Annotated in this window: 13 protein-coding genes and 2 riboswitches; of the genes, 11 read left to right on the top strand and 2 right to left on the bottom strand. The window is 65.1% G+C overall.

The window, feature by feature from the left end; genetic code table 11:
• Positions 1–3: 3 nt before the first annotated feature.
• A complete protein-coding gene (locus M1E07_RS05230) occupies positions 4–237 on the bottom strand; it encodes a hypothetical protein (protein WP_461189208.1) in 234 nt (77 codons plus the stop codon).
• 217 nt (positions 238–454) lie between these two features.
• Between M1E07_RS05230 and M1E07_RS05235 the strand changes: the two genes are divergently transcribed.
• Both M1E07_RS05235 and M1E07_RS05240 read left to right on the top strand, forming a co-directional pair.
• Positions 455–838, top strand: a complete 384-nt coding sequence (locus tag M1E07_RS05235; protein WP_013599963.1) for a cold-shock protein — start codon at positions 455–457, stop codon at positions 836–838.
• A gap of 69 nt (positions 839–907) precedes the next feature.
• Positions 908–1,759 carry a DUF3027 domain-containing protein gene (locus M1E07_RS05240; protein WP_461189209.1) on the top strand — a complete coding sequence of 284 codons (852 nt, stop codon included), beginning with the start codon at positions 908–910 and terminating at the stop codon, positions 1,757–1,759.
• Between the two features lie 132 nt (positions 1,760–1,891).
• Here M1E07_RS05240 and serC read toward each other — a convergent pair whose 3' ends face one another.
• Positions 1,892–3,022, bottom strand: coding sequence for a phosphoserine transaminase (gene serC / locus M1E07_RS05245; RefSeq protein WP_461189210.1), 1,131 nt, complete (start codon positions 3,020–3,022; stop codon positions 1,892–1,894).
• Positions 3,023–3,299: 277 nt separating this feature from the next.
• Here serC and M1E07_RS05250 point away from each other — a divergent pair, with 277 nt between their 5' ends.
• From M1E07_RS05250 to fdhD, 9 genes are all read left to right on the top strand, one after another.
• A complete protein-coding gene (locus tag M1E07_RS05250) occupies positions 3,300–3,995 on the top strand; it encodes a metal-dependent transcriptional regulator (protein WP_461189211.1) in 696 nt (231 codons plus the stop codon).
• 140 nt (positions 3,996–4,135) lie between these two features.
• A riboswitch (cyclic di-AMP (ydaO/yuaA leader) is annotated at positions 4,136–4,354 on the top strand.
• Between the two features lie 10 nt (positions 4,355–4,364).
• Positions 4,365–5,186 (top strand): M23 family metallopeptidase, encoded by an 822-nt coding sequence (locus M1E07_RS05255; RefSeq protein ID WP_461190330.1) that lies wholly within the window; start codon positions 4,365–4,367, stop codon positions 5,184–5,186.
• Positions 5,187–5,314: 128 nt separating this feature from the next.
• Positions 5,315–5,495: riboswitch (cyclic di-AMP (ydaO/yuaA leader) on the top strand.
• A gap of 70 nt (positions 5,496–5,565) precedes the next feature.
• Positions 5,566–6,258 (top strand): C40 family peptidase, encoded by a 693-nt coding sequence (locus tag M1E07_RS05260; protein WP_461190331.1) that lies wholly within the window; start codon positions 5,566–5,568, stop codon positions 6,256–6,258.
• A gap of 166 nt (positions 6,259–6,424) precedes the next feature.
• On the top strand, positions 6,425–7,219 hold the full coding sequence (locus M1E07_RS05265; protein WP_461189212.1) for an NlpC/P60 family protein: 795 nt from the start codon (positions 6,425–6,427) through the stop codon (positions 7,217–7,219).
• 258 nt (positions 7,220–7,477) lie between these two features.
• The gene (locus tag M1E07_RS05270) at positions 7,478–7,978 is read left to right on the top strand and encodes an HNH endonuclease (RefSeq protein WP_461189213.1); all 501 of its coding nucleotides are present in this window, start codon (positions 7,478–7,480) and stop codon (positions 7,976–7,978) included.
• Between the two features lie 44 nt (positions 7,979–8,022).
• Positions 8,023–8,670, top strand: a complete 648-nt coding sequence (gene mobA, locus M1E07_RS05275) for a molybdenum cofactor guanylyltransferase (protein ID WP_461189214.1) — start codon at positions 8,023–8,025, stop codon at positions 8,668–8,670.
• Positions 8,671–8,685: 15 nt separating this feature from the next.
• Entirely contained in the window at positions 8,686–8,979 is a 294-nt protein-coding gene (locus M1E07_RS05280; protein ID WP_307096466.1) for a DUF6457 domain-containing protein, read from the top strand.
• Positions 8,976–10,355, top strand: a complete 1,380-nt coding sequence (locus M1E07_RS05285; RefSeq protein ID WP_461189215.1) for a molybdopterin molybdotransferase MoeA — start codon at positions 8,976–8,978, stop codon at positions 10,353–10,355. Before M1E07_RS05280 ends, M1E07_RS05285 begins: the two co-directional genes overlap by 4 nt.
• Before the next feature lie 69 nt (positions 10,356–10,424).
• Positions 10,425–11,312, top strand: coding sequence for a formate dehydrogenase accessory sulfurtransferase FdhD (gene fdhD, locus M1E07_RS05290; protein WP_461189216.1), 888 nt, complete (start codon positions 10,425–10,427; stop codon positions 11,310–11,312).
• The last annotated feature ends 10 nt before the right edge of the window (positions 11,313–11,322 follow it).

Below are 11,322 nucleotides of genomic sequence, written 5' to 3' on the forward strand. Positions count from 1 at the left end.
ACGTTACCGCCCGCCCGGTTTTCCTGCCCGGCGGCGCCCGGCAACGCTGTCCAGAACAAGGAACAGCATCAGGAGGAACGCCAGCGGCAGGCCGTACAGGGCGGTGTAGGTGACCCAGGCCGGAGACACTGAACCGGCGACGGCGAATGCCATAACGGCAGCCACCGCTGCCAAGGAAAGCACGGCAATAACTGCGGCGAAGATCGTCAGGGGACGCCGGTAACGCGAGGGTGTCATGAACGTAACGCTAACAGCCCGGTCTGACAGATCCGCTGCGCCGGGCAGGTGCCGTTGCACAGAGCCATCGAAAGCAGGATTACGGCACCGGGCAGGATAACCTTGAGGGATAAGACCAACACGGTCTCCAGCCGTCATACCCTGAACCCGCACAGCAATGCGGATGCGGTGACGGCTGGCCGTGTCTCAAGACGTCAGAACGAAGAAGGTTGATTACGTGCCTACCGGCAAGGTCAAGTGGTATGACAAGGAAAAAGGCTTTGGATTCCTCGCGGGCGAAGACGGCCAGGAAGTTTTCCTGCCCAAATCGTCGCTGCCCGAGGGCGTAACAGAGCTGAAGGCCGGCACCCGCGTTGAATTTGGTGTGGCCGACGGCCGCAAGGGTGCCCAGGCCCTGGGCCTGCGCGTGCTCGACAAAACGCCGTCCATCGCCAAGGCAAAGCGGCCCAGCGCCAAGGACCTCGCACCGCTGGTCCAGGACCTCGTGACTGTCCTTGACAACCTGTCCGGCACCCTTTCCAAAGGCAAATACCCGGAAGGCAATAAGGGTAAGGCAATCGCCGCCGCCCTGCGCAAGGTTGCCGACGAGCTGGACGTTTAGGCCCTCATGAATCCGGAAGCTGATCAGCAGGACCCGGAGTCAACGACCCCGGCTGCAGAGGACATGGAGTTGACTACCCCGAAGTCCCTGGGCTCTGTGTCATTAGACCCGGCGTCGTTGGGTTCGGAGTCACTGGACATTGAATTGGTGGACCCGGTGTCACTGGAGATCGAGTTGGTGGACCCCGTGTCAGTGGACCCGGCGTCGGTGGACCTGGCGGCGCTGCAGGCAGGTGCCGCAGCGGCCAGTGGTGCCACTGCGGGTCCTTCGCCTGCCGGCCCGACCGCAGCGGCGGCCAAAACGGCCAAGCGCCGCGCCGGGGTGCCTGTTTGGCGGACCGGCAAGCCTGACGCTTTCCTTGCCGCTTCCGTGGACACGGCCCGGACCGCCCTTGAGGGCATTACGGCGGCCTCGGACATTGGGCAGCACCTGGCAGCGAAGAGCGAAGGCGACCGCCTGGTAACCCACCTCTTCGACTGCAGGCTGCCCGGCTACGCCGGCTGGCAGTGGTTCGCCGTGCTGACCCGAAATTCGCGGTCCAAGGTGGTCACGGTCAACGAGCTCGGCCTCTTGCCGTCCGAGGATTCGATCCTCGCACCGGAATGGGTCCCGTGGGCGGAACGTGTCCGGCCCGAGGATGAGCAGGAACAGGAGTCCGGCGAACACGAGGCCCGTGAGCCGGAAGCAGGCGCGCATGAAGCCGCTGCGCTCCGAGATCGGGCGCCGGAAGCCGGTGCAGACCAGGCCGACGCACCCGTTGCTGCCGCCACTGAGCCTGCCGACGGCGTTGCTGCGTCCCTGGACGCCGCAGGCCTGGACGGTGAGACGCATGAGGGTGGAACGCAGCAGGGTGAAGCCCGGGATGCTGAAGCCGGGGAGTCACCGGAACAGCGCTTCACGCACGACGCCGGGACAGACTAAGGCACAGAGCCGCGCAATGCACGGGAACTGAGCTACGACGCAAAAACGGCGCCGACCGGGCAGAACCCGGGCGGCGCCGTCGTACGTTAATGCTGGAGCGCTACGCCAGCCGGGCTAAGGGCGCCCTTGCGATTACTTGCGCAGCTCGCCCACCACATAATCGATGCTGGCCAGAAGGGCGGAAACGTCGGCCGGCTCGATGGCCACAAATGTAGCGATGCGCAGCTGGTTGCGGCCGAGCTTGCGGTACGGCTCGGTGTCCACGATCCCATTGGCTCGCAGGACCTTTGCGACCACTGCGGCATCCACGGAGTCATCGAAGTCGATGGTTGCGATGACGTTTGAACGCTCGTCCGGGTTGGTGACGAAGGGGGTCGCAAATTCCGAAGCCTCGGCCCAGCTGTAGACGCGGCCGGCGGAGTCTGCTGTGCGTGCGGAAGCGAAGTCCAGGCCGCCGTTGGAGTTCAACCACTGCACCTGGGCGTCCATCGTTACGAGGGTGGACAGCGACGGGGTGTTGTAGGTCTGGTTCAGGCGTGAGTTGTCGATGGCCGTCTGCAGGTCCAGGAAATCCGGGATCCAGCGGTCGCTGGATTTGATCCGCGCTGCACGTTCCAGGGCGGCGGGGGAGAACAGGCCAAGCCAGAGGCCGCCGTCGGAGGCGAAGTTTTTCTGCGGGGCGAAGTAGTAGACATCGCTTTGCGCAACGTCCACATCCAGTCCGCCGGCGGCAGATGTGGCGTCAACGAGCACCAGCGCGCCCTCGTCTGCCCCGGCAACACGCTGCACGGGGGCTACGACGCCGGTGCTGGTCTCGTTCTGCGGCCAGGCGTAGACGTCCACGCCTGCCTCGGCCTGGGCCGAGGGGCGGGTCCCGGGTTCAGACTTGATGATGGAAGAGGCATCCAGGAAGGGCGCCTTGTTGGTGGCTGCGGCGAATTTCGAGCCGAACTCGCCGAAGGAAAGGTGCTGGGCCTTGTTTTCCACCAGGCCGAAGCTGGCAATGTCCCAGAACGCCGTGGAGCCGCCGACGCCGAGTACAACTTCGTACCCTTCGGGCGCGCGGAAGAACTGGCTGAGGCCCTCGCGGACGGAACCGACGAGGTTCTTGACCGGGGCCTGCCGGTGGGACGTACCCAGGATGTTCTTCGACGCGGCGGACAACGCATCAAATTGCTCCGGCCTGACCTTGGAAGGTCCAGCGCCGAACCGTCCGTCCTTGGGCTGCAGGTCGGCGGGAATAGTGATGCTGGTTTCGCTCACAGGTGCTCCAATTTCGGCATGGACACGGCTTTGGTCCGGACGGGTGTTGGTGGCCGGCAGCCGGTGATGGCTGCAACCAGGGCCTCCCTCATTCTGCCCTGTTGGTATGTATCGCCGGGAACCGGAACCGTCATAGTCCAGCCAATGAGACGGTACTGCCGCCAGCGGCAACTATTCGGACAAAGTCAAAATAGGCTAAGCTCTTCCACGGACTACGTCGCAGTGAAGGCGATACGGTGGGACAACGCAAGGTACTGCGCTCGAGGAGCTGAGCTGGATGACGGATCTGATCGATACTACGGAGATGTACCTTCGGACCATTCTGGAGCTCGAGGAAGAGAACATTGTTGCCCTTCGTGCCCGTATCGCCGAGCGGCTGCGCCACTCCGGGCCCACTGTCTCCCAGACCATCGGCCGAATGGAGCGGGACGGTCTGGTGGTTGTGTCCGGCGACCGCCATCTGGAGCTCACCGAGACGGGCCGGAAGCGCGCCACTGAAGTGATGCGCAAGCACCGCTTGGCGGAACGGCTCCTGGCTGACGTGATCGGACTGGACTGGGCCTACGTCCATGACGAGGCCTGCCGCTGGGAGCATGTGATGAGCGAGCGGGTGGAACGGCGCATTTACGAGATGTTGAACCACCCCACCGAGTCTCCCTACGGGAACCCGATCCCCGGCCTGGCGGCCCTGGGCGGCGTGCCGTCCCCTGGCTTTGCTGATGGAGCCATCAGCCTCCTCGAGGCGATGAAGTCCTACGGGCCCGCCTCGGCTGTGACTATCAGCAGGTTGGCCGAACCTATCCAGGTGGAGCCCGAACTGCTTTCACAGCTCGATGAGGGCGGCATCCGCCCGGGCGCTGCTGTGTCGCTGGAACGGGTGGGTGACTACATATCCGTCCGCGTTCCGGGCATAGAAGGGGCGCTTGAGTTGCCACCAGAGGTGGCCGCGCACGTCTTTGTAGCCGTCCGCTAGGGAACCACCCGGGCGTTTCCCTACCCCATGTGAGGTGGGTTACGCAAAGATAACGGAATTGTTACTTTGCACCATGAGCCTCTATAGTTAAAACGAAGTTGATATTTAAGCGTTACCTGATCTGGAGCCGAGCTCTGCCAGCAGATCAGGAGCACGAGTCGTAACTGGCAGAGGCGGGGGAACCACAAGCGGCAGCCGGGGGACTGCCTTGGGGTGAAGTCCGTCAGCAGCAAGCCTCTTCCAGTGAAGGATTCCTCCGGGGATATCTCTGTGCCGAAGCTTGCTAACGGCGGACCGGGTCTATGAACTCTCTGACCCGAATCCGACAGCTAACTTCGCAGGCTACCCAGAGAGGAACCCTTCTTGACCATGCAGAATTCCAGGGGACGCCGCCGCGCGGCGGTCCCTGCTTCGACACCGCGCGTTGTCGAAGTCATCACCTCGGAACGCCCCCGCGATCCGCAACGTGATGCGCGCCGGCGTCGGGGTCCCTTCCATCAGATCACTGAGTTCGCTGCTGCCAGCGGAATCGGCCAAAAGGCCGGCGCCGCACTGGCCGCGGCCGGGCTGGTTCTCACCGTGACCGTTCCGGCCACCAGTCCCGTGATGGCAACGGACGGCTCGGGAGCTGCTTCTGTTGCTGCGTCCGCTGTTGCCCCACAGCCGCAGGTTTCCGCGAAGGCCGAAGCCCAGATCGATTTCAGCCGCTCTGCTGTAGTCACCAAGGCGGACCCGGACGGAAAGCTGAAACAGCTGCTGAGTGCCCAGTCTGCCGGTGCCATAACCCGCGCTGCTTCCGCCGGAAGCCTCGGAGCCCCGCTCGCTGCGTTGAGCACTGCTTCGCCTTTCGGCTACCGCGTCAGCCCGATTACGGGCGGCTCCGGCGACTTCCACCGCGGGCAGGATTACGTAGCCCAATGCGGCACCTCGGTTTTGGCCGCGGCCACCGGAACCGTTACCTTCGTCGGCTGGCACCAGTACGGCGGCGGCAACCGCGTTGTGGTGGATCACGGCAACGGCCTGGAAACCACCTATAACCACCTGTCGTCCTTCAGCGTCAAGGAGGGGCAAACGGTTTCCCGCGGGGACGTTGTGGCCCTCAGCGGGACCACGGGAGCCTCCACGGGCTGCCATCTTCACTTCGAGGTCCAGGTCAACGGTGAAGTTGTTGACCCGACCGGCTGGCTCTAGTCAAATGACCGTGGACTCTCAAATGATGTTGACCTGCCGTGACCTGAATGTGACATTTACGCAAAACTGCTGTACCGTCTAACTCGCGTCAACTTTTCCGAAGTTGACGCTCTTGTGCGGATTGCCTAACTCTGCCACCGCTCAAGGTCCGTTCGCATTTCATCGTCTGGCAGGGGCGGGGGAACCAATTTTGGCCTTCAGCTTTGAAGGCCTTGGGGTTAAGTCGCAAAGCTTTCCACGGAAGCCGCGCGGCCGGGTGACTCCCATCCGAATCCGACAGCTCACCTCGCAGGCATTGGGAGAGGCTACCTTCGTGTCTTCACGCCATAATTCTGCGCGCCACCGTGCGCAAACGGTTCGTACCAACCCCCTGGACACCATGTCCAGGGCTGTTAGTGCCAATGCCGGGACAGTAGGTCGCCAGGCTGCAGTTATCGCAGCTGCGTCCGGACTCATCCTGACCATGGGCCTGCCGGCCAATGCAGCGGACACCACCGCTGGTGTTTCCGCTTCGACCGAATCCGGGTCCGCGCAGGCGGCCCTCGCCGTCACCGCGGCACCCACGGCTACCGTTTCCTTCGAGCGCCCGGTGGTCAAGACCATCGCCGCTCCCGTGCTGGAGCCGGTGACTGTCCAGTCAACCTCTGATGATGAAGACGACGACGCGGATGCGGCCACCGCTCCCACGGCCACCACTGCTTCCGAAGCAGCAGAGAAGGTCGTAGCGACCGCATCCTCCGCTGCTACCTCCGGAATTGCGGCCATCGCCTACACCGGCATCGGCAGCCCGTACGTCTGGGGCGGCACCACCCCCAATGGCTGGGACTGCTCAGGCTTCACCCAGTGGGTTTACGCCCAGGCCGGCATCAGCATCCCCCGCGTCAACGCCTGGACGGCAATGAAGCCCACCTCCACGCCGCAGCCCGGTGACCTGGTTATGCAGAACGGCGGCGCGCACGTTGGTATCTACGTCGGCAACGGCATGATGATCAGCGCCCTGAACCCCTCCCAGGGAACGCTGCTGCACGCGGCCGCTGCTACCGGCTCCTCCGCGTTCTACACCATGAACTAGTTCTTCGACCTTACGGTCCAAGGGCTTTTTCTTTGCCCAAACACGCTTTTCGCTAAATCACCACATCCCCCGTTCGGGGCGTGCCGGCGTACCCCCAAGATGCCGGCGCGTCCAGTCCCCTTTGGCTGCCTACACGCGGTTTGAAGGAAAACGAAAGAGAGAACTGATGACTACTCGTGCAACCGCACGGCACCGCGCCGAGGTCACCAAAACCAACTCGCTCGCCATCATTGCCAAGGCTGTCGGCGACAACGCCGGCGGCGTAGGACGCCAGGCAGCTGTTATCGCAGCCGCCTCCGGCCTGGTCCTGACCAGCGGCCTCGCAGCCAACGCCGCCGATGCCAACGTTCAGCGTGACTCCGCTCCGGCTTCCACCCTGGAAGTTGAATCAACGGTTGAGGCTCCGATCTCCGCTGCTTCCACCATTGCCATTTCCTTCGAGAAGCCTGCTGTGACCACCACGCCGGCTCCCGTTGTTGAGGCGCCCGAACCCGAGCCCGAGGTTGAGGTCCAGGAAGCTGCTCCGGCTCCGGCTCCTGCTCCCGCCGCTCCCGCCGCAGGGACAGCCGCTGTCGCCAAGGTGACCGCCACAGCTCCGGCCGCTGCAGCCCCCGCCGCTCCTGCCTCGGCAAGCGGCAAGGGTGCAGCCATCCTGTCCGCCGCCTACGCCCAGCTCGGCGTTACGCAGGACTGCACCATGCTGGTGACCAACTCCCTGGCTGCCGTTGGCATCAACTTCCATGACTGGCCGGCAGGCTACCTGTCCCTGGGCCGCACGGTGAGCGCTGCCGAGGCTCAGCCGGGCGACCTCATCTACTACGCCGACGGCGGAGCCGGCATGGCGCACATTGCCGTCTATGCCGGAAACGGCCAGGCGGTGCATGGCGGCTACAACGGCAACCAGACCGTTGTCTTCAGTGCCAACGTCGGCTCCGGCCCGGTGTTCATCCGCGTCGACTGACACCCGCAGCCGCGGTTTGCGCTGCTGATCAAGACACTCACAGGACCCCTGCCCTACGCGGCAGGGGTCCTGTCTGTTAACCCCCGGCAGGGGCGGGCACTCCACCGAGTTTCGGCCGGACACGGCAACCCCGGCAACTGTTATTAGCTGATAGTGCACTTCTTTGTTTACTCTTGTGGTGTCGATCCATAGCCCGGACATGCCGAGGGCAGCCGGCCCTCGTGCCCCTGACGGGTGCGGCCGTGAAGAGGTACGTGCATGCGCACTCTCGTTCTGAATGCTGGATATGAACCGCTGGCGGTTATTACCTTCCGCCGGGCGCTGGTGCTTGTGCTCACGGGCAAGGCGAGCGTTGTGGCTGAAGGGGACGACCCCGTGGTGGGCCCCCAGGAGATCCTGGGCCGCCCGTCCGTGATCCTCCTGAACCGCTACATCCGTCCCAGATACAACCAGTCGACGGCGGTCAGCCGCCGGGGCGTGCTCAGACGCGACGGGCACAAGTGCGCCTACTGCGGGAAAGCTGCGCACACCATCGACCATGTCCAGCCAAAGTCACGCGGGGGTGCTGAGTCCTGGGAGAACCTGGTGGCCGCCTGCCTGAGGTGCAACAACGTCAAAGGTGACCACACCCCGGCGGAAATGGGCTGGAAGCTGCGGTTCGTCCCCGAGCCGCCGCACGGCACCATCTGGCAGATCAAGGAACTCGAGAAGCCCACGCCCGCCTGGGATCCGTTCCTGCTGCCCGAGCGCGCTGCCTGATTCCAGATAGTTAGCCTCCGCCGTCACCGGACTAGGCTGGGGGAGTGGAGCAAAACCGGCTGGACTTCGATGCCCTGATCCTGGCCGGCGGCCGGTCGTCACGGCTGGGCGGGTTGCCCAAGCAAGGGTTGGTCTTTCACGGTGCCACGCTCCTGCAGCGGTCACTTGCCGCGGCCGCCGGGGCCTTCCGTACGGTGGTGGTTGGTCCCGATCCCGGCGCACTTCCCCCCGGTGTACTCTCCTGCCGGGAGCAGCCGGAGTTCGCAGGACCCGCTGCCGCTGTGGCTGCCGGCCTCGAAGCCCTGGCACAAGCCGGAGGCGAACGGACGTACACGCTGGTGCTGGCCTGCGACATGCCGCGGGTCTCGGCTGCCGTGCAGGTACTGAGGGAGGCATTGGAACAGGAGGAGTTCCAGGGCGACGGACTCATGGCATGCGCCGAGGACGGCAGGGCCCAGCAACTCGCGGGGTTTTACCGCACAGGCTTGTTAAAAAGGGCTGCTGGGGACCTGGCGTCGCGAGGTGCCTTAATCAACGGCTCCATGCGGGCGCTCCTTGCTAGTCTTGACCTGCAGCTTGTCACCGTCCCGGCCGGCTCCACCGATGATGTGGATACCTGGGATGATGCCGCCGCACTAGGAGTTGACGCCGGGATCCGGGACGAGGTCCAGGACCCGCGCGGCAGCAGTTGAATTGGGAGGCAGTGCGTGAAAAGCCAGGATGAAACGCTGGAGGAATGGTGCAGGTCCCTGCTCCAGGCTTATGAGCTTGAGGACGTCCAGGTGGACGTCAATGCCATCCTCGCCCTCGCGGGTGTAGCCGCCCACTCCGTTGTGCGGCCGGCGGCGCCACTGACTACCTTCATCGCCGGCTACGCCGCTGGCCTGGCCTCAGCAGCCGGACGCAGCACAGATGCCGCGTCCATGGAAGGGGCCCTGGCCGTGGCACGTTCCCTGGCTGCCGACTACGATGCTGAAGCCGCCGGGACTCCCGGCGAATGACAGGGGAACCCGGGGAGGAACGGAGCCCAACCGGCCAGCCGGAGGTGCCGCAGCACCTGGCCCACACCTGGGAGGAAGCGCGGCTGGCCGCATTCGAGGCTGCCTCGCCAATTCCTGCCGGACCCGTTCCACTGCATTTGGCCCTCGGCCGCAGGCTGGACCAGGACGTTGCGGCACTGCAGGACATGCCCCACTACGCGTCCTCCGCCATGGACGGCTGGGCCGTTAACGGGACCGGGCCATGGATTCTGGCGGAACCCGGGGCTCGCCTGGCGCCCCACCAGGCCAGCCCTATCGTCACCGGCGGGCTGATCCCTCCGGGCGGAAAAGCAGTGCTGCGGAGCGAGAGCGCAGTGCTGGGCAAGGACGAGGACGGCTTGCCTGTCCTGATGACCGGAGGAAGCGTACGGCCCGGAGAGCCGCGCAACGGCCAGCACATCCGTAAAGCCGGGGAGGAAGCCCTGGCAGGGGACGTACTGGTCAAGGCGGGGGCGAAGCTCAATCCTGCCCATCTTGCCTTGGCTGCCTTGGCCGGTTACGACGAACTGCAGGTCCAGGGGAAACCCCTGGTCCGGCTGCTGCTCACCGGCTCCGAAGTTATCGACCAGGGAGTACCGGTCCCCGGCCAGGTGCGGGACACGTTCGGTCCGCAACTGCCGGCAGTCGTGGACATGCTGGGAGGTATAGCGGGGGAACAGCAGAGAATCGGGGACTCCTACGGCGAGTGGCTCGCCGCACTGGAAGACGGTGTCCCTGAGGCGCCCGGCGCTCCTGACCTGCCGGCCGACGTCGTCATCACTACAGGCGGGACGGGACGCTCCGGTACGGACCACCTCCGCCAGGCGGTGGCAGAGCTGGGCGGCCGGCTCGTCATCGACGGGATCGCGATGCGGCCAGGACATCCGGCTGTCCTGGCGGAACTGCCGGATGGCCGTTTTGTGCTCGGCCTCCCAGGGAACCCGCTCGCCGCGATGATGGCACTGCTCACCGTGGGGGCACCGCTGCTCGCCGCGCTGGGACACGGCAGCCTGCCCGAGGTCCAGGAAGTGCCCTGCGGAAGCATCATCGAACCCGATCCCGGCCGCACACGGCTGATGCCGTTCCGGCTCCTGTACGGGATGGCATCTCCGGCGCAGCACACCGGCCCGGGCATGATGCGCGGGCTTGCGTCGGCCGACGGCGTGATGGTGGTGCCGCCGCACGGAGTCCAGCTCGGCGAGTTGGTGCCCGCGGTTGCCCTGCCCTGGGGACCACCTATACCGGCGGTTGCCGATCCTGCCACCAAAGCAAAGCCGAGGAGCGCGGCGCGGCCAGGCCGGACGGCCGCCAAGCCGGCGGCCAACGGCCCCGTGGACTGGAGCGCGCTTCTTGGCTGAGGGACTTGCCCCGCTGGCATCCCGCTCCGGCAGTTGCCATGATGGACTTATGAAAAGGCAGGGGTGGGAATGGGCCGTGTGACCCAGCGCCGAAAGGTGCACAAGTATATCCTCGACGGTTCTCCCAAGGCCCTCGAGTTTCCGGTACGGCACCGTGAGGACGTCCTCGCCGTCGAGGAGCCGCTGGAAATCCGGTTGGGCCAGCTCTCCTTCTCCGTCACTATGCGGACCCCCGGCGACGACTTTGACCTGGTGGCCGGCTTCCTGGTGTCGGAAGGCATCATCTGGAGCTCCGAGCAGCTCGTGTCGCTGCGTTTCTGTGCCGGTGAAGATGAGAACGGCGTCCAGACGTTCAACGTGGTTGAAGTCCAGTTGCGGCCTGATGTGACAGTCCCGTCCATCGGCCGCCACATCTACACGTCAAGCTCCTGCGGCATTTGCGGGACCGATTCGGTGGAGTCCGTCCAGAAGTCCTCGCACTACAGTCCCGCCGCGGATCCCCTGGCCATTCACGCGGAACTCCTGGCTTCGCTGCCCGCTCTCCTGCGGAAGTCCCAGCGGCTTTTCGAGGACACCGGGGGAGTGCACGCCGCTGGACTGTTCAGAATCCAGGACGACGGCGGCGTGGAGCTTTTGTGCCTCCGGGAGGATGTAGGGCGCCACAACGCCGTGGACAAGGTAGTGGGCTGGGCGCTGCGTGAAGGGCTCCTGCCGCTCCGTGGCACCGTCCTCCAGGTCTCGGGGCGGGCGTCCTTTGAGCTGGTGCAGAAAGCGGCACTGGCGGGAATTCCCGTGCTGGCTGCCGTCAGCGCCCCGTCAAGCCTCGCCGTGGAACTCGCGGAAGCCAGCGGTTTGACGCTTGCCGGTTTCAGCCGGGGGACCAGCCTCAATATCTATGCCGGTGACCACCGGATTGTGAGGCCCGTGGCCCAGATAAGCGCTGGCGCCCATCCCTGACTTCCGGATT

This window comes from Arthrobacter sp. Z4-13, from assembly GCF_054792705.1.